The organism is Vibrio cionasavignyae (assembly GCF_050337155.1).
In the GTDB taxonomy this organism is placed as follows: Bacteria; Pseudomonadota; Gammaproteobacteria; order Enterobacterales; family Vibrionaceae; genus Vibrio; species Vibrio nomapromontoriensis.
In genome coordinates this window covers 1-17,425 of record NZ_JAKJSR010000041.1, presented here as the reverse complement: position 1 = coordinate 17,425, position 17,425 = coordinate 1, and the positions used below count along the sequence as shown (strand labels likewise).

Genomic DNA, 17,425 nt, shown 5'->3' with positions numbered 1-17,425 from the left:
ATATGGTGGAGGGGGACGGATTCGAACCATCGAAGGCAGAGCCGTCAGATTTACAGTCTGATCCCTTTGGCCACTCGGGAACCCCTCCAGGGTGTTTTATACTTGTTTCGCTGTTTTCCCAACGCGGCGACTCAAGTGTGTTTATCTGGTTATAACCAAGTAAACTAATATGGTGGAGGGGGACGGATTCGAACCATCGAAGGCAGAGCCGTCAGATTTACAGTCTGATCCCTTTGGCCACTCGGGAACCCCTCCAGGGTGTTTTATACTTGTTTCGCTGTTTTCCCAACGCGGCGACTCAAGTGCGTTTATCTGGTTATAACCAAATAAACTAAATATGGTGGAGGGGGACGGATTCGAACCATCGAAGGCAGAGCCGTCAGATTTACAGTCTGATCCCTTTGGCCACTCGGGAACCCCTCCAGGGTGTTTTATACTTGTTTGACGTTTTCCCAACGCATCACTCAAGTGCGGAGCGAATCATAGCAAACTCCGCAAAGCTGTAAAGTTTTTTCTTGGCATTTTGAACTGAATGGTGCCTTTTTGGGCAGAGGTGCCTAAAAAGATAGGTTTATGCTCTATTTATTAACCACTTCGCTACAGGAAGTTCTGGTTTTACCGCGAATGCTTACAATGAGAAGGCGATGTTTACTCATTGATCTTTTTAGCTGAGCCATTTTTGTTTCATTTTTTAGCACAGTTGGTGACAGTGCAATGTTTGTAAACAAAAACTCAGATTAGGATTTACACTTCTTGACGTTATGTCGCTCATTAGTCGCTAGAATATCATTAGTTTCTATATTAAAAGACAAATACGATGAAAAATAAAACAATAATCGGTTTGCTAGCACTGTCTATTCTTGGTGCGTCTTCTGCAAGCTACGCAAAAAGGCCTCAAGGGTCGCAAGCAATCTCAGTCGTGACCGAGACGGTGGCCGTTCACCAAGTATCTCAGTCACTTTCGTTGGTTGGCAAATTAGAAGCAGATCAGTCGGTTGTGATTGCTTCCGAAGTATCTGGCATTGTTGACCAAATTCGAGTGTCGGCAAATGAAAAGGTGCCTAAAGGGCAGATCCTGGTTTTACTTAATGACGATAAAGCCGTCGCTGCTGTCGCAGAAGCGAAAGCCTATTTACGTGACCAAAAACGTATTTTGGCAGAATTTCAACGCCTCGCTTCTAGTAATGCGATTACTAAAACGGAAATTGATGCCCAAAAAACCAACGTAGATATTGCCAATGCTCGCCTAGACGCGGCCAATGCTCAGTTAAATGATCTTCATATTGAAGCGCCATTCCCAGGCACCGTTGGTTTGATAGACTTTAGCCGAGGCAAGTTAGTAAATGTGGGAACAGAGCTACTCACGTTAGATGATTTATCTATTATGCAGTTGGACTTACAAGTTCCAGAGCGATATTTATCCATGCTAGAAAAAGGTATGCCAGTCACAGCGAAAACGTCGGCTTGGGGCAATCGCCTATTTGAAGGTGCGGTAGTCGCGGTGGACACACGAGTTAACCAAGAGACGTTGAACCTTCGCGTGCGAATTCATTTTGAAAACCAAGAGAATCGATTAAAACCGGGTATGCTGGCTCAAGCGAACATGGCTTTTCCTCCTATTGAAGCACCGATCATCCCGGTTCAAGCTCTTGAGTATTCGGGCACCAAGCGCTTTGTTTATGTGATTGATGAAAACAACAAAGCGCATCGTACTGAGGTCATCTTAGGAGCTCGTGTGGGTAACCAAGTGGTGATTGAAAAAGGGCTAGAAATTGGTCAGAGAATTGTCGTGCAGGGCATTGTTAACATGCGTGATGGATCTGCCGTTCAGGAAGTGAAATCGGAGCCTACAGCACAGCGCACTGACAAGCGCACCGAACTCATTAGTGAGAAGGAAGTCAGCTAATGCTTTTATCTGATATTTCAGTTAAGCGTCCGGTTGCCGCTATCGTACTGAGCTTGTTGTTATGTGTATTTGGCATTGTGTCATTTAATAAACTTGCTGTACGTGAAATGCCGGACATCGAAAACCCAGTGGTGTCGATTTCCACTCGTTATGAAGGGGCGTCAGCCACCATCATTGAAAGCCAGATTACCTCCTCTATTGAAGACCAACTCTCTGGTATTAGTGGTATTGACGAAATAGAGTCCGTGACTCGAAATGGTATGTCGCGTATCACGGTAACTTTCGAGCTTGGTTACGATCTGAATACTGGTGTAAGTGATATTCGCGATGCGGTAGCCCGAGCACAGCGCTCACTGCCCGATGAAGCTGATGATCCACTGGTGTTTAAAAATAATGGTAGTGGCGAAGCGTCGGTCTATATCAATCTTAGCTCGTCGGTGATGGATCGAACCCAATTGACGGACTATACCAACCGAGTTCTTCTCGATAGATTTAGTCTGATTTCTGGTGTGAGCTCGGTCAATATTTCCGGTGGCTTATATCAGGTGATGTATATCAAGCTTAAGCCAGCTTATATGGCAGGGCGCGGCGTCACGACTGCTGATATCACGGCATCGCTGCGATCTGAAAATATAGAACGTCCCGGTGGGGAAGTGCGAAATGATGCCACGGTGATGTCGGTTCGTACTGCTCGTTCATACAATTCCCCGGTGGATTTTGAATATTTGGTCGTGAAGCGTGCCAGCGACAATACGCCAATTTACCTCAAAGATGTCGCCGATGTGTATATCGGGGCAGAGAATGAGAATTCGACCTTTAAGAGTGATGGCGTTGTTAACGTTAGCATGGGCATCGTGCCGCAGTCGGATGCCAACCCACTGGAAATGGCAGACTTGGTGCATAAAGAAGTGGAACGTATGCAGCAGTTTCTTCCCGAGGGGACTCGCTTAGCGATTGATTATGATTCAACCGTCTTCATCGACCGCTCCATTTCTGAGGTGTATAGCACACTGTTTATTACAGGTTGCTTGGTTATTTTGGTGCTATACATCTTTATTGGTCAAGCAAGAGCCACGCTGATACCTGCGGTGACGGTACCCGTGTCTTTGATCGCGTCGTTTATTGCTGCGTATTTCTTTGGTTTTTCCATCAACTTGATCACGCTAATGGCACTGATCCTCTCCATCGGCTTAGTGGTGGATGATGCCATCGTGGTGGTGGAAAACATTTTCCATCATATTGAAAAAGGTGAACCGCCGTTACTTGCTGCTTATAAAGGAACGCGCGAAGTGGGGTTTGCCGTTATCGCCACCACATTAGTATTGGTGATGGTGTTTTTACCAATTTCTTTCATGGACGGCATGATAGGCCTGCTGTTTACCGAGTTCTCGGTGCTGCTTGCCATGTCGGTGATCTTCTCATCTTTGATTGCTCTCACTCTCACGCCAGTATTAGGAAGTTCGATTCTAAAAGCGAACGTGAAACCAAACCGTTTCACACAATGGGTAGATTCAGGCTTTAGAAAATTAGAGCGTGGTTATAAGCGAGCGCTTGGGCAAGCCTTACGATTTCGTTGGCTCGCGCCAGTGGTGATTTTAGCCTGTGTTGGCGGCAGTTATCAGTTAATGCAGCAAGTGCCTGCTCAGTTAACACCGCAAGAGGACCGTGGGGTTATCTTCGCTTTCGTTCGTGGCGCGGATGCCACCAGTTACAACCGAATGGCGGCGAACATGGACATCGTGGAAGAGCGCTTAATGCCGTTATTAGGGCAAGGTTTCTTAAAGTCATTTAGTATTCAATCGCCAGCGTTTGGCGGCAATGCCGGTGACCAAACGGGCTTCGTTATCATGATTCTAGAGGATTGGAACGAACGTAATGTGACTGCAACCGAAGCGCTGGGAGAGGCTCGAAAAGCCCTCGCTGGGATCCCTGATGTTCGTGTGTTCCCGTTTATGCCAGGTTTTAGAGGCGGGTCAAGTGAGCCAGTACAATTTGTGATTGGCGGCTCTGACTATGCTGAATTGCAAAAATGGGCAGACTTACTAGAACAACGCGCTGACGCTTCACCAATGATGGAAGGCGCGAGTACCGACTACTCTGAGAAAACACCAGAGCTGGTGGTGACCATCGACCGAGAGCGCGCAGCAGAGCTCGGGATCAGTGTTGAAGATATCTCCGACACGCTGGAAATTATGCTTGGTGGTAAAACAGAGACCACCTATGTCGAGCGTGGTGAAGAATACGATGTCTACTTGCGAGGGGATGAAAATAACTTCAATAACGCCGCAGATTTGAGCCAAATTTACATGCGCACTCAGTCCGGCGAGTTGGTGACGTTAGATGCCGTGACTGATATTGAGGAAGTGGCATCCTCTACTCGTTTATCGCATTACAACAAGCAGAAATCTATCACCATCAAAGCGAACCTTAAAGAAGGGTATACGTTAGGTGAAGCGTTGGACTTTATGGATCAACAGGCCATAGAGATGCTACCGGGGGATATTTCGATTAGTTATGCGGGAGAGTCGAAAGACTTTAAAGAGAATCAATCGAGTATTTTTGTGGTGTTTGCATTGGCCCTGTTAGTCGCTTACTTGGTCTTAGCAGCGCAGTTTGAAAGCTTTATTAACCCGTTAGTGGTGATGTTTACCGTTCCTATGGGCGTATTTGGTGGCTTCTTAGGCTTGCTCATTATGCAGCAAGGGCTGAACATCTACAGCCAGATTGGCATGATAATGTTAATTGGTATGGTGACCAAGAACGGTATTCTTATTGTGGAGTTTACTAACCAACTAAGAGACAAAGGCATTGCATTTGAACAGGCCATCATTGATGCATCGGCAAGGCGTTTACGCCCTATTCTAATGACGGCGTTTACTACGTTAGCTGGTGCAATCCCGTTGATTGTTTCCACCGGGGCGGGCTATGAAAGCCGAGTCGCGGTAGGTACGGTGATCTTCTTTGGGATGGCGTTTGCAACCTTAGTGACGTTATTCGTGATTCCAGCGATGTATCGCTTAATATCTGCGAAGACACAATCGCCGGGGCATGTGGAAAGCGAACTTAATAAAGCGTTAGAAAAAGATGTGAAAGCGCGGACTAGTCACGGCTAAGGCGCTTGCCGTCATCGTAAATATAAAAACGGTCTGTTTTAATGAACAGACCGTTTTTATACCGTGATGAAAAGTACTGTAATGAGGGCTATTTATCTTCCAATAAAGTGACGGTATCGCCTTTTTCAGCGAGATAAACAACAATGATTTTTGCCGGAATATCTCCTGGGTTTCGACCGTAATGGGGCTTGTTCATCACTTCAATGAGCGCATCACCTGCGTTAAGTGTGATTTCTTTTTCCTTAAGTTTGACGATGAGTGTGCCTTCAAGCAGTACTCCCGCATTAATGACGGGGTGTACATGAAGTGGTAGACGTTCCCCTGGCTCAATGATGATCTCTTTTATTGTCACTTCAGGTTGTGTTAAGCGATAAGTCGGTAACGGCGTGCCATCCCAAGAATGGGTGGACTTGATTAAATCGACGGACGTTGCGGCTAATGAAGAAAACGAGGCGGTAGCAATGAGTGTGAGTAACAGGGATCTTTTCATAATCTATCTTCCAGTGATGATGAACAGTGCTTGACTGTATGTATCCAAATTGTAAACAATAATGGTATTGCACATCGCCTTACATTGCAATTAAGTGCATACATGGCGCTGTGGGACAAGTAAAACCGTGGTTTGTAGCGGATAGGGTAAATAGTAAAATAAGGGACATCGCGTGGCAGAATTCAAATACAAAACACTTTCTCAAGAACAACAAGATAAACTAGATGCAGCGGTATTTCGTCGCTTACTTGCACACCTTGACAACAATAAAGATGTGCAAAATATTGATTTGATGATTCAGGCGGGCTTTTGCCGTAATTGCTTTAGCAAATGGTATAAAGCAGAAGCGGAACAAGCAGAGCTTGATCTCGATATTGATGACGCTCGTGAGCGAGTGTATGGCATGACCTATGATGAGTGGAAACAAAATCATCAGCCGAAAGCAACCCCAGAGCAACTGGCGGCTTTTGAAACCAAGCAAAAATAATTCTGAGCTGGTTTTTCATCGAGTTTCAATCGTACGCTTTCTAGTTAGCATTTATTCAGTAATACCTCTGCATTGTCAGAGGTATTACTATTTTTATCACCACAATCCGACATATCACGGTGGGTGAGTGGCTAATTGGCTTAAATAAACACCAAATTTTAACAGTTACTTAGTATATTGCTCTGCCTATACCCTAATCGGGGTATAGGGCTTGGTCGTAATCACAACTTATCCTTCACGCTATTTATAATTCCTTGCTGAGTGTTAGCGTAGTTAACATAGGAAGGTCGTGGTGGAAGAAGTGATTCAATGTTTGTATCAAAAAAACAACTAAAAGAAGCGCAGCAGCAGGTACTCACTGAAAAAACAGCAAACGAGGCATTACAGCAACAAGTTACCGAGCTGGAGCAGCAGTTGGCGGCGAAGCAGAATGAAGTGGCGGCGATAGAGCAGGTGCTGACTGAGCAAAAATCTCGTTCACGACGCTTCTTAGGTATGGTTGTCCCTCATCTTGTAGATTCTGCGAATAGTATCGAGGTCGCGAATAATGATTTGATTGCTCAAAGTGACCAGCTGCAAAATAAGCTGGGTGTATTTGAGTCGACACAACGTCAACTTGAAGAAATGTACCGTTCACTTAATTTAGTCTCTCAATCTTCCGCTGAAAGTAAAGACACCGTGAATGCATTACAGGTATTAACTGGCGACATTAGCCAGTTCATTAGTATTATTCACCAGATCTCAGAGCAAACCAATTTATTAGCCCTTAATGCAGCAATTGAAGCGGCGCGCGCAGGGGAACATGGTCGGGGTTTTGCGGTTGTCGCGGATGAAGTACGCTCTCTTGCTGGGCGAGCTAATGAGGCCGCCAGTGAGATTTCTGGCTTAGTGGAAAGAATTGAATCGAGCACCAACCTTGCGGGAGAGAATATCGAGAAAGTCTCTGTGCAGGTGGCGGATGCATCGGTGGGGGCGGCAGAAATTGTTAAGGATACGCAAGCCATATTGTCCTTGTCCTCGACAACCGTTGATGTCATTTACAAAAGTACCGTTGATATTTATGCCTCAAGTGGTATTGCCCAGTACACCAATATGTGGACAACTGCGCACTCAAAACTTATTGGGGCTAACTGTGATCACGCGCTATTACTGCTTGGCGAGCTTGAAACGACATTTGGTACGGTAGTGGCAAACCATGAGGAAACACGACAGTTGGCCAGTGTCGGCGGACCACTTGAGTATTTTTCAGTAAAAGCGAAGGCATTCCATGACGGGTTGCAGCTTATTGCTAACGATACAGTCGATGCGCTGGTGGTTGAAGAGTTAGATCGAGCGTATCAAGACTTAGTGTCCTACATCACGGCTGCGCAAATGCAGGTTAATCGTACTTATGACCGCAAGTAGTACGCAACACTGAACGAAATAAAAGTGATACGGATAAACAGAAAAAGGAGTGATAGCATCACTCCTTTTTCTCATCTTATACGTGCCGTTAGGCTAACTGTTTGTGTCTTTACGCTGAATGACTGGGCTTAACACTTAACGGTTAACAGTTAGCAATCTGCGCTGCATTCACCTGTGGCTTCAAAGATCTCTAGCTTTTCAGTATAAGGCTGCAAGTCTCCAATATGGGTTTTAACCCACTCTGGGTTGTAGTAAGTGTCGAGGTAACGTTCACCACTGTCACACAGCAAGGTTACGATAGAGCCAGTTTCACCACGTTTTTTCATTTCACACGCCAGCTGCAATGCCCCGTATAAGTTGGTGCCCGTCGATGCGCCCACTTTTCGACCCAAGATTTTTTCGAGCCAGTGAATGGTCGCAACACTCGCAGCATCTGGAATCGTGCGCATTTCATCTACCACACCAGGAATAAAACTTGGCTCTACGCGAGGTCGACCTATACCTTCAATTTTACTGCCACAATCTCTCGTAATTGTCGTATCGCCCGTTCGATAGTGGTGGTGAAATACCGAGTTTTCTGGGTCGACAACACACAATTTAGTATCGTGCTTTTGATAGCGAATAAAACGACCAATCGTTGCCGATGTTCCGCCTGTGCCAGGGCTCATGACCACCCATGTAGGAATCGGGTGATCTTCTAACTCCATTTGGCTAAAAATAGAGTTAGCAATGTTGTTATTACCACGCCAGTCAGTGGCGCGCTCAGCATACGTAAATTGGTCCATATAATGACCATTTAGTTCATCGGCAAGGCGGCGAGATTCCGCATAAATTTGGTCAGATCGATCAACAAGGTGCGCTTTACCGCCATAGAATTCAATTTGCTCAATCTTTTTGCAGGCGGTACTTTTTGGCATCACCGCAATAAATGGCAGGCCTAGTAACCTTGCAAAATAGGCTTCAGAAACGGCAGTACTGCCCGACGATGATTCAATCACCGTTGTTTCTGGACCAATCCAACCATTACAAATCGCGTATAAGAAAAGCGACCGTGCTAAGCGGTGTTTTAGCGAGCCAGTAGGGTGCGTACTTTCATCTTTGAGATACAGATCGATACCCTCAATGCTTGGCAGATCGAGTTTAATCAGATGAGTATCGGCAGAGCGTTGATAGTCAGCTTCAATTTTACGAATGGCATTGTTTATCCATTGATGATCAGTACACATAGTTAGGTTTCCTACTTGGCTATCGTCATGGTAATAATTTACCTACAAATGAAGAGAAAAACTTTGCTATATTCACTGTATAAGTGACTTTTTAGAGAAAGCTATTCTCTTTTTGAGGGTTTGATGGAAATCGACAGCATTGATAAAAAACTACTCGGCCTATTGCAGCAAGACAGTACGCTTTCGTTGCATGATTTAGCTGAGGCGGTGAATTTAACGACAACGCCGTGTTGGAAACGATTAAAGAAGCTTGAAGAGCAGGGGGTGATTAGTAAGCGAGTGGCGTTGCTTAATCCGGAGTCATTAGGGCTGTGTTTTACGGCGTTTGTACAGATTAAAACCACCAACCATTCTCACGAGTGGTATAAAACATTTGTGGACACGGTATCGCTATTTCCTGAAGTGATGGAGTTTTATCGCATGGCAGGGGAGTACGACTATATGATGAAAGTCTTGGTAAAAGACATGAAGTGTTTTGATGAGTTTTATAAAAAATTGGTCAACAGTATCGATGAATTATCGAACGTGACCTCCACCTTTGCCATGGAACCTTTAAAATACACCACGGCATTACCGATTCGCTAGTGGGCACTAGGTGGCAGTTATAAGGCTCTCAACTCTTGGATGAGAATCTTGCTTATATGGAGCAATCACTCTATAACTGAATGTCATTAAAAGCTGAGCTGTTAGAACGTAACCGTGATAATTGGGTCATCTGAATGATCTCAGAGAGCTACCTCGTGAGCGCTATGTCATGAAAGCTATGTCAGCTTGTCCACCCAGTCATCTTGTTTATAAGGAGCGTCGATATGCTGCACCAATGCTTGGTTTCCGTTAAGAAGCCGTTTATTAAAATGGTGCCAGTCCCACAACCAAGGTGTATCTCTGGGCGTGGTAAGGTGAATGATATTGCCAAAATATGCCAAGAACTTGGCGTGAGTAAGCCCTGTATTGTCACTGATCACGTTTTGATGAAGCTTGGCTTACTCGATAACCTGATGCAAGCGTTGGATGAGGCGAATATAGGCTATTCAATCTTTGATGACATTACTCCAGATCCAGATTATGAAACGGTGAGGCGTGGCGTCGTCCACTATCAGCATCATACTTGCGATGGCGTCATTGCCTTTGGTGGTGGGTCGCCAATGGATTGTGCAAAAGCCATGGCGGCGAGTGTGAAAACCAAGAAAGACGTCGCTAGGTTGCCGGGATTACTTAAAGTACATCGTCGTCTTATGCCCATTATTGCGATACCGACGACGGCAGGCACGGGTTCTGAGTGCACGGTTGCTGCGGTGGTTAGCGATATTGACGCCCGAAAAAAGCGCTCTATTACCGACCCGTTTTTGGTGCCGAAAGTCGCGATTCTGGATCCTGAATTGATGTTAGGCTTACCCGCTCAAGTGACGGCAGAAACAGGAGCCGATGCGTTAACTCATGCCATTGAATCTTATTTGAGTGGATACGCTAATTCACAAACTCGCCAATGGTCTGTGAGTGCGATAAAACGGATTTTTAGTGAGTTACCCATCGCGTATCAAGACGGTAAAAACACCCATGCTAGAGAACAAATGGCGTTAGCAAGTTTTGAAGCGGGGCTTGCGTTTACCCGTACTTACATCGGTTATGTTCATGCTATCGCTCACCAACTCGGCGCGTTTTATCATGTTCCGCACGGGAGAGCCAACGCGATAGTATTACCTCTTGTCCTCGAGATGATTCAACAAAGAGATAACGCACGACTGACACAGCTTGCGGTTGAGCTGGGCTATAAAGACAGTGTGCACGGGAGCGCATCCTCGCAGTTTACCGACGCGGTAAAAACGTTATTAGACACGATTGCGATCCCAAAAGTCGTCAAAGAATTGCAAGTAGAAGACATCCCTCGTATTGCGCAACAAGCGATAAAAGAAGCCTTTGGTGAGTATCCGGTTCCCGAGACTATGTCATTGTCGCAGTGCCAGCAGTTATTAGAAAAACTTGTCGAATTAGGAGTCGAATAATGAGCCAAGTCGAGCTTAGTGAATTACAAATGCAAGAGTGTTTTAACCAGCAAAAACGAGCATTTAAAGAATCGCCTTTTCTTAGCCGTGAATTGCGCCTGAGTAACTTATCCAAGGTAGAGCGCCTTATTCGTCAAAATCAGGCGGCGTTGTGTGAGGCCATTAGCAAGGATTTTGGGCATCGCTCTTCTACCGAAACGGCACTACTCGAATTTTTCTCTTCGATTGATGGCATTGTCGATGCCCGTAAACAACTTAAAAAGTGGATGAAGCCCAAGTCGCGTCATACCGCCATATGGTTTCAGCCAGCTAAAAACAGTGTGATTCCGCAACCTATCGGTGTTGTGGGCATTATTGTGCCATGGAATTATCCGTTGTTTCTTGCCATAGGACCAATGACGGCTGCACTGGCCGCTGGTAATCGAGTGATGGTAAAAATGTCAGAAAACTCTCAGCACCTTTGCCGCGTATTAGCGGATGTGTTTTCAACGGCGTTTACCGAAGATGAAATTTGTTTTATCGCGGAAACAGGCGAGACAGGCCAAGCGTTTTCAAAGCTAGCATTTGACCACCTTATCTTTACTGGCTCTGGGGCGACAGGTCGTAAAGTCATGGCCGCGGCGGCAGGAAATCTAACGCCAGTGACGTTAGAGTTAGGAGGGAAGTCACCAACAATTATCGCGCCAGATTACGATATTAAAAAAGCGATGAAGCGTATTTTGACTGGCAAAATGTATAACGCCGGACAAACATGTGTTGCGCCCGATTATCTATTTGTTCCTGAAGATAAGCTTGATTCAGTGATTAAGTCAGCGAAATCTATTGTGAAGAAGCGTTTCAAAACTATTGAACACCCTGACTATACGTCTGTGATTGATGATGTGTCATTCCAGCGTTTAAGCGAGACACTACGCTCGGCAAAAGAGGGCAGTGGTGAGGTTATTAACCTTATCCCAGACAGTGAGCCCGATGCGGCGAGTCGACGTTTTCCTCTTCACTTAGTGGTGACGCCTGCGGCCGATGAACATGTCATGACTCGTGAAATATTTGGGCCTATTTTGCCTATCTTAACTTACAAGACCTTGGATGACGTCTATCACTTTATTAGTCAACGAGATCGCCCATTAGCGTTGTATATTTTCTCTGATGATAAAGCGTTACAGAAATCGGCACTGGAGAACACCTTGTCAGGTGGTGTGACGGTCAATGATGTCATGCTGCATGTGGGTCAGCACGATTTACCGTTTGGTGGCGTGGGGCCAAGTGGTATGGGGCATTATCATGGACGAGAGGGTTTCAATAGCCTATCTAAGATGCGCCCTGTCATGGTGCAAGGCAAGTGGGCCGCAACCGCATTTCTTGGTGCGCCTTATTCTGGTTTTGCCCGCCGAATGGTGAATTTTCTAATCAATAGAAAGTGGGGGAAATACCCAGAGTAGTACTTTGATTATGATGGGCTTTGAGGGATTCTCACTCACCCTTTGTGTGCGTACGTTAAGTAAAACACTGTAAAGGTCCGTGAAACTTTACAGTTAGCACATAGACTCATTGTTATTGTAACAAAATGATAACAATGAGTGAGGGTGTGATGCCAAATACAACGAAACAAGCTTATTATTTTGCGTTTATACTATGCACGGTGACGCTACTGGCTGGTTGTGGTAGCGGTGATTCAGGTTCTGGCTCGACGGTGAGCAACACACCAACCAATGGAAGTGATATTACCAATCGGCTATTGAGTGAAACGAGCGCCAATTGTGAGCAATATTCAGGTGATTATTTTTCTAGTGTCGAAGACATTAAACGAAGCCTTACTTACACCGGAAGCGTTTCGTTATCATCATCAGGTGTTGAGTGCATCATAGAGTCAAACGGCATCCCTAATCACGACTTCAATGATCAGAGCGCGTCATTTGCGACCAATGTGTCGGAGCAAGCCCAGCAGTTTGAGTTTTCATCTTCCCCTTCGCATTCAGGCTCGATAACGGCGCTCAGTCTACCTGTCTCTGAGGCGGTATTACTCAACGGCGTAAAAATCGATCTTTTAGCCGCGGCCTGTTATGACGTTGGCGATGAACGTACGGGTTGCGGTCAGGATCAGATCAATAACCCATGGCGCTTCGACCCAATGTCTGAACTGAATGGTTTTGGAACCGATGAGCACCACGCCCACGTCCAACCCGACGGAACCTATCATTACCATGGCAACCCGATGGCATTGTTTGAGCAAGATTGTGCGGGTAGCGCCGCATCCCCTGTTATTGGGTTTGCTGCCGACGGCTATCCTATCTATGGCAGTTGTTATTTAGATCAAACGGACGGAACGGTGAAAAAGGCCACGTCTAGTTATCAGTTAAAGTCGGGCGTAAGACAAGATGTGGGTAGTTACAGTACACCAGTAGTGGGAGGCTCAGTCGTGAGTCAGCAGTATGATGGGCAATTTCGCGGTGATTACGAATACGTTGTCGCGTTAGGGACGTTAGATGAATGTAATGGCATGTTTGTCGACGGCCAGTATGGTTACTATGTCACCGACTCGTTTCCATGGGTATTAAACTGTTTTAAAGGGGCGGTGGATGGGTCATTTGGTGCCAGTGCAAGCATTCGCAGCCATAGGCATTAATTTCCTTATTTATAGCGAGTCTCTCTGCCCATAAAGACTAGGAGAGACTCTTTACGTTAACTATTCACTGAATCGCATCACACCTTCTTGGACTGTCGAGGCGACAAGCTCTCCCTGTCTATTGAAAATCTCACCGCGCACTAAGCCTCGCGAGTTACTCGCATTTGGGCTATCAATGGCATAAAGCAGCCATTCATCAATTTTAACCGGGCGATGAAACCACATAGAGTGATCTATCGTTGCTAGCTGAAATTTCGGCGACATAATTGAGACGCCATGTGGGTGTAACGCCGTTGTTAGGAAGCGCCAATCCGATGCGTAACCAAGTAGGTATTGATGGATAAGAGCGTTGTCTGGTACCTCTCCATTTGCACGGATCCATAAATACTGCTTCGGCTCCGCTTTTTCCGGTTTTAGCGGATTAATTACAGTGACCGGGCGCACTTCAATGGCTTCTTCACTGCAAAATACTTCGCGAATCTTTGGGGGTAAGAAGTCAGCAATGCGTGCCGCCAATTCTGACTCTGAAACATAATTTTCAGGTCCATCAACAACGGGCATTTCTGTTTGATGCTCAAACCCGGGCGCGTGCCCATGGTAACTCGCCGTGAGGTAAAAAATTGGCCGGCCATTTTGAATCGCTTTTACTCGTCTGGTACTAAAGCTCTTACCGTCACGCAGGTTTTCTACATCATAAATAATGGGTTTCTCTGCATCACCAGGGTAGAGGAAATAGCTGTGAAACGAGTGTACTGTGCGATCATCTGGCACCGTATATCGAGAAGCTGACAGCGCTTGCCCAATCACTTGACCGCCGTACACCTGTGGTAAACCCAAGTGTTGGCTTTGACCACGAAATAATCCTTCTTCTAACTTTTCTAGTTGAAGCAATTCCAGCAATTCACGTAATGGTTTACTCATAAATTCACTTATACTTTAGGTCGATAATGCAAGTGTGGGTTTTGTCAGTATATTCGTCAAGCGGCTCATGATTGCCATCGCGTAACAAAGCGTGTAGGAATGGTATGAGATTGATGCAATATACGGCTATTAGAGCGATGGTTAGGTAAATTTCTGATATCTTTAATGCAATACGCTCAAACGATTTCAAACTATTACCTCTGCAGCCAATGTTGCTGAACGAGCATCTTGAGATCATTTGGAGAAACACGTTGGAATAAAATAGCGAATATTTGCTGACTAATTAGAGAGGCTTTATGAAAAAAATTATTACCGGTTTATTGGCAGTGGCATTGGGTTTAACGCTTGCTGGCTGTCAGACTGCACCTGCAACAGATACGCCAGTCACGGCGGAGAATAGTATGACAGCAGTAAAGGGCACCATTGCTTACCGTGAAAGAATTGCATTGCCGCCAAACGCTATCGTTACGGTTAAACTTCAAGATGTGTCATTAGCCGATGCGCCAGCAACATTGATTGCAGAACAAACCTTTGAAACCGATGGAGCGCAAGTTCCGTTTGATTTTGAATTAAGCTATAACGCCGCGGATATCGATAGCCGTCATACTTATAGTGTGAGTGCACGTATTGAAGTCGACGGTAAGTTACGCTTTATTAGCGATACGTCTTACCCTGTGATCACAGACCAAAATAAAACTAATGAAGTGAATTTACTGCTTATCGGTGTGCGCGCTAAGTAGGTTTACTATCGCTATCTGGTTAGCTGATTGACCAGATAGCGAACAACATCTTCTTACTATGGCTGCCAGCCATAGGTCTTTAAACTGACTTTATTGCTTTTAGTAAAAACGATGCCTTCTTCTAGCAGCTTGGCTCGTTGCTCACTGAATTTATCCCCTGTTAGTGATATCTCTCCCTTTCCATTTATAACTCTATGCCAAGGCAGTGTACTTCCTTTTGGTAGGTCGCTCAGTGCTTTGCCAACATGTCGAGCGTAACCGGGATAGCCAGACATTTTTGCAATCTGTCCGTACGTTGTCACAGTTCCATGCGGAATTTGGTGAATCACAGCAAAGATTTGTGTTCGAAACTGTTCCATACTGAATGTAGTCCTAGTTCAATGTGCCATGGATCGGTATAGGGAGGAGCAATGGTATTTTCGGTGTTTCAATTCATAATCACAAGTGTTCTTGCTATGGTTTGCGCCAGAGCGATTAGCGTTACTGAAGGTGATATTCCCGTTTTAGCGTTGATGATTCCAGCATTATGGGTGCTTCCGCAAGGAGGGGTAGCTGGGTTGGCATTGCTCGCCGCAATGGTGGTATATGGCATCACATTACCAATGCAAACAATAGCGATGTCTATTGCCGTGTGGATTCTTCTTCCGGTATTTATGGTTGCCTCTTCTCGGCGCAGCAACATTTGGATAGTTTGCCTTGTTGGCCTGATTGTTATCACGCTTAATGTCGGAATTATGATGACTCAACTGTCTGGGAAGCTAGGGGGCACCCCAATGGTCACGTTGATTCAAGGCTTTGCGGTATTTGTGGCATGGTATGCGGCGAGCCATTGGAAAGGCAGTAATAAACACAGCTGGTGGTCACTGGCGCTGATTATTCCAATTTGGGCGGCAGGCTTACCTCATGCTGCGCTCATCGCATTGTGTTTTACCGGTATGCTTGCGTCAATGGAGAGTCTTGGCAAGCTTAAGACCTTCCGCTGGAATAAGTTGCTTTGCTGGACATTGCCTAGCGTAGGGTTTGCGGCATTAGTGATTGCTCCAGGTGTGGATGTTCCCAAGCCTGTTTTTGTTGTTTGGATATGCCTACTAGGGACGGCATGGATGACGGACTACATTTTGCGAAGTGACCATGAAAACCAAGAGCACTGATTTTTGTTAGCAAAGTGGCTCTTAGATAGGCATTGAAGTTCACTTTAATGCCTTTTTGTTTAATCTCTAGTCACTTAACGCTAACTTACACTAAAAAGTCCGCTTAGCTATTGCATTCAATGCGCCTATACCCGATAATCCTTTCCACGATTTAGCCTTAGCGCAAAATCAACAGAATCTATGGAGGCCCTGGTCCTCCCGCAACAATAGTTCGTGAACTCGGTCAGATCCGGAAGGAAGCAGCCGCAGCGGATGACTTGTGTGCCGGGATGTGGCTGGGGCTTCCACCCATTTGAAAAGCCGCTACTTGTTAGCGGCTTTTTGCATTTCAGAACCTTATCCACTGATTCCGTTTTCCTTCAAGCGAACTCACCAAGTTTGTTACTTCCTCCCCTCTGTATTGGCCCTGTTTATTTACACACTACATGTAAAAATACGTCGTATCAGAAACTATGAGTGCAACTTGCAGCATATTTGTGATGACCAAAACAATTTCGTTGTTAATACACTGATTTTATGAGTACTAGTGGTAGCATCAATTGGGCTGTTGGGCACGTGCTTTTCCTGACTATACGAGCGTGATGCAGTCTAATACATGTTATAACTCAAGGGGAAATTGTGAAACTGAAGAATATCAAAGGTGTGGCTAAGAACTTCAGCTTATCATTTTTTAGTAGCGAAAATTACATCGATGGTGGGTTTGTCCGTGATGATATCTTCAAACTAGCTAATCTTAAAGCGGGTGATTTAGTGCGAATTAGTTGGATTCCAACTAAAGATGAAGAGCTGTTTAAGCTAACGCCTAGAGTACGTAAGACGGTACTCGCTTATCGCAAGTGGCTACCTAAGTTGTGCGAATCTCACAGTTTACCTATCGAATGCTTCGAAGAATTTTATATATCGGCTTATCGTGCTGATAACCATCAGGTGTACGTCGAAGCGGTAGTTGTGGATCTAAATGGAAAAATCTATCAGCTGCCAATTTGGGTTTGAGTTATAACAAACTGTTCAAGAGTGATTCGCAACGCGTGGCATTTTTACTATGCGTTGGTTTTAGTGATTAAGGTGGCATGCAGGGGCTTCAGTATTGCGTTGCTCACACCTTAACAGGGCGTTAGCTTTCACGGTTTAGTTTATTGGTGTACGGGTTCATCGTTCTAGCTTTACACCTGTTCTTTAGTGGTAACCTCACATCTCTCGTGTGCTTTTTCTTTGCTACTGAGTTATTTACGTTTAATTGAAAATTGGCGTATGTGGTTGTTGGCTTAGTGGCAAACTTTGAGTTGCCTCTGAGTTTCGTCAACTCAGGCTACGAATTTTTGGACAGTTCAACTCTGTCCCGTCATGTTGGTCATTGGTTT

The 17,425-nt window shown here is 45.3% G+C and carries 15 protein-coding genes, 3 tRNA genes and 1 other RNA gene; 12 read left to right on the top strand and 7 right to left on the bottom strand.

Translation table 11 applies throughout. From position 1 onward, the window contains the following. Window positions 1-3: 3 nt before the first annotated feature. The 3 genes from L4D74_RS24595 to L4D74_RS24585 form a co-directional block, all read right to left on the bottom strand. Window positions 4-88, bottom strand: a tRNA-Tyr gene (locus L4D74_RS24595). Between the two features lie 82 nt (window positions 89-170). Continuing rightward, window positions 171-255, bottom strand: a tRNA-Tyr gene (locus tag L4D74_RS24590). Window positions 256-338: 83 nt separating this feature from the next. After that, window positions 339-423, bottom strand: a tRNA-Tyr gene (locus L4D74_RS24585). Window positions 424-817: 394 nt separating this feature from the next. On the opposite strand from L4D74_RS24585, the gene L4D74_RS24580 reads away from it, so the two are divergent. Next, entirely contained in the window at window positions 818-1,906 is a 1,089-nt protein-coding gene (locus L4D74_RS24580) for an efflux RND transporter periplasmic adaptor subunit (protein ID WP_428755019.1), read from the top strand. Next, window positions 1,906-5,019: a vibriobactin export RND transporter permease subunit VexH gene (vexH, locus tag L4D74_RS24575; RefSeq protein WP_428755018.1), complete on the top strand. Its 3,114-nt coding sequence runs from the start codon at window positions 1,906-1,908 to the stop codon at window positions 5,017-5,019. Before L4D74_RS24580 ends, vexH begins: the two co-directional genes overlap by 1 nt. An 88-nt stretch (window positions 5,020-5,107) precedes the next feature. On the opposite strand, the gene L4D74_RS24570 is transcribed toward vexH, so the two are convergent. Beyond that, on the bottom strand, window positions 5,108-5,509 hold the full coding sequence (locus L4D74_RS24570; protein ID WP_428755017.1) for a cupin domain-containing protein: 402 nt from the start codon (window positions 5,507-5,509) through the stop codon (window positions 5,108-5,110). Window positions 5,510-5,681: 172 nt separating this feature from the next. Between L4D74_RS24570 and L4D74_RS24565 the strand changes: the two genes are divergently transcribed. Both L4D74_RS24565 and L4D74_RS24560 read left to right on the top strand, forming a co-directional pair. Further along, on the top strand, window positions 5,682-5,996 hold the full coding sequence (locus L4D74_RS24565; RefSeq protein WP_428755016.1) for a DUF1244 domain-containing protein: 315 nt from the start codon (window positions 5,682-5,684) through the stop codon (window positions 5,994-5,996). 309 nt (window positions 5,997-6,305) lie between these two features. After that, window positions 6,306-7,400 (top strand): methyl-accepting chemotaxis protein, encoded by a 1,095-nt coding sequence (locus tag L4D74_RS24560; protein ID WP_428755015.1) that lies wholly within the window; start codon window positions 6,306-6,308, stop codon window positions 7,398-7,400. 149 nt (window positions 7,401-7,549) lie between these two features. On the opposite strand, the gene L4D74_RS24555 is transcribed toward L4D74_RS24560, so the two are convergent. Next, window positions 7,550-8,626, bottom strand: a complete 1,077-nt coding sequence (locus L4D74_RS24555) for a PLP-dependent cysteine synthase family protein (RefSeq protein WP_428755014.1) — start codon at window positions 8,624-8,626, stop codon at window positions 7,550-7,552. 123 nt (window positions 8,627-8,749) lie between these two features. Between L4D74_RS24555 and L4D74_RS24550 the strand changes: the two genes are divergently transcribed. From L4D74_RS24550 to L4D74_RS24535, 4 genes are all read left to right on the top strand, one after another. After that, a complete protein-coding gene (locus L4D74_RS24550; protein WP_428755013.1) occupies window positions 8,750-9,211 on the top strand; it encodes an Lrp/AsnC family transcriptional regulator in 462 nt (153 codons plus the stop codon). Window positions 9,212-9,435: 224 nt separating this feature from the next. Continuing rightward, window positions 9,436-10,629: an iron-containing alcohol dehydrogenase gene (locus tag L4D74_RS24545; RefSeq protein WP_428755012.1), complete on the top strand. Its 1,194-nt coding sequence runs from the start codon at window positions 9,436-9,438 to the stop codon at window positions 10,627-10,629. Further along, window positions 10,629-12,068, top strand: a complete 1,440-nt coding sequence (locus tag L4D74_RS24540; RefSeq protein ID WP_428755011.1) for a coniferyl aldehyde dehydrogenase — start codon at window positions 10,629-10,631, stop codon at window positions 12,066-12,068. Before L4D74_RS24545 ends, L4D74_RS24540 begins: the two co-directional genes overlap by 1 nt. Window positions 12,069-12,217: 149 nt before the next feature. Continuing rightward, window positions 12,218-13,252, top strand: a complete 1,035-nt coding sequence (locus L4D74_RS24535; RefSeq protein ID WP_428755010.1) for a YHYH protein — start codon at window positions 12,218-12,220, stop codon at window positions 13,250-13,252. A 60-nt stretch (window positions 13,253-13,312) separates the two neighbouring features. Here the strand turns inward: L4D74_RS24535 and tesB are convergent, their stop codons facing one another. Further along, window positions 13,313-14,173 carry an acyl-CoA thioesterase II gene (gene tesB / locus L4D74_RS24530; protein WP_428755009.1) on the bottom strand — a complete coding sequence of 287 codons (861 nt, stop codon included), beginning with the start codon at window positions 14,171-14,173 and terminating at the stop codon, window positions 13,313-13,315. 296 nt (window positions 14,174-14,469) lie between these two features. On the opposite strand from tesB, the gene L4D74_RS24525 reads away from it, so the two are divergent. Beyond that, window positions 14,470-14,913 carry a YbaY family lipoprotein gene (locus tag L4D74_RS24525; RefSeq protein WP_428755008.1) on the top strand — a complete coding sequence of 148 codons (444 nt, stop codon included), beginning with the start codon at window positions 14,470-14,472 and terminating at the stop codon, window positions 14,911-14,913. A gap of 56 nt (window positions 14,914-14,969) precedes the next feature. On the opposite strand, the gene L4D74_RS24520 is transcribed toward L4D74_RS24525, so the two are convergent. After that, a complete protein-coding gene (locus L4D74_RS24520; protein ID WP_428755007.1) occupies window positions 14,970-15,272 on the bottom strand; it encodes an MGMT family protein in 303 nt (100 codons plus the stop codon). Between the two features lie 51 nt (window positions 15,273-15,323). On the opposite strand from L4D74_RS24520, the gene L4D74_RS24515 reads away from it, so the two are divergent. The 3 genes from L4D74_RS24515 to L4D74_RS24505 all read left to right on the top strand — a co-directional run bounded on the left by L4D74_RS24515 (window position 15,324) and on the right by L4D74_RS24505 (window position 17,057). Beyond that, window positions 15,324-16,064 (top strand): VP0952 family biofilm-associated protein, encoded by a 741-nt coding sequence (locus L4D74_RS24515; protein WP_428755006.1) that lies wholly within the window; start codon window positions 15,324-15,326, stop codon window positions 16,062-16,064. 187 nt (window positions 16,065-16,251) lie between these two features. Next, an RNA gene (gene ffs, locus L4D74_RS24510) (signal recognition particle sRNA small type) lies at window positions 16,252-16,348 on the top strand. Window positions 16,349-16,682: 334 nt separating this feature from the next. Continuing rightward, a complete protein-coding gene (locus L4D74_RS24505; protein ID WP_054729095.1) occupies window positions 16,683-17,057 on the top strand; it encodes a hypothetical protein in 375 nt (124 codons plus the stop codon). Window positions 17,058-17,425 lie beyond the last annotated feature (368 nt).

Bases quoted from the DNA above. Each gene is read 5' to 3' on its own strand.
- L4D74_RS24580 (WP_428755019.1), top strand. From the start codon at position 818: ATGAAAAATAAAACAATAATCGGTTTGCTAGCACTGTCTATTCTTGGT.
- vexH (WP_428755018.1), top strand. From the start codon at position 1,906: ATGCTTTTATCTGATATTTCAGTTAAGCGTCCGGTTGCCGCTATCGTA.
- L4D74_RS24570 (WP_428755017.1), bottom strand. From the start codon at position 5,509: ATGAAAAGATCCCTGTTACTCACACTCATTGCTACCGCCTCGTTTTCT.
- L4D74_RS24560 (WP_428755015.1), top strand. From the start codon at position 6,306: ATGTTTGTATCAAAAAAACAACTAAAAGAAGCGCAGCAGCAGGTACTC.
- L4D74_RS24555 (WP_428755014.1), bottom strand. From the start codon at position 8,626: ATGTGTACTGATCATCAATGGATAAACAATGCCATTCGTAAAATTGAA.
- L4D74_RS24550 (WP_428755013.1), top strand. From the start codon at position 8,750: ATGGAAATCGACAGCATTGATAAAAAACTACTCGGCCTATTGCAGCAA.
- L4D74_RS24545 (WP_428755012.1), top strand. From the start codon at position 9,436: ATGCTGCACCAATGCTTGGTTTCCGTTAAGAAGCCGTTTATTAAAATG.
- L4D74_RS24540 (WP_428755011.1), top strand. From the start codon at position 10,629: ATGAGCCAAGTCGAGCTTAGTGAATTACAAATGCAAGAGTGTTTTAAC.
- L4D74_RS24535 (WP_428755010.1), top strand. From the start codon at position 12,218: ATGCCAAATACAACGAAACAAGCTTATTATTTTGCGTTTATACTATGC.
- tesB (WP_428755009.1), bottom strand. From the start codon at position 14,173: ATGAGTAAACCATTACGTGAATTGCTGGAATTGCTTCAACTAGAAAAG.
- L4D74_RS24525 (WP_428755008.1), top strand. From the start codon at position 14,470: ATGAAAAAAATTATTACCGGTTTATTGGCAGTGGCATTGGGTTTAACG.
- L4D74_RS24520 (WP_428755007.1), bottom strand. From the start codon at position 15,272: ATGGAACAGTTTCGAACACAAATCTTTGCTGTGATTCACCAAATTCCG.
- L4D74_RS24515 (WP_428755006.1), top strand. From the start codon at position 15,324: ATGGTATTTTCGGTGTTTCAATTCATAATCACAAGTGTTCTTGCTATG.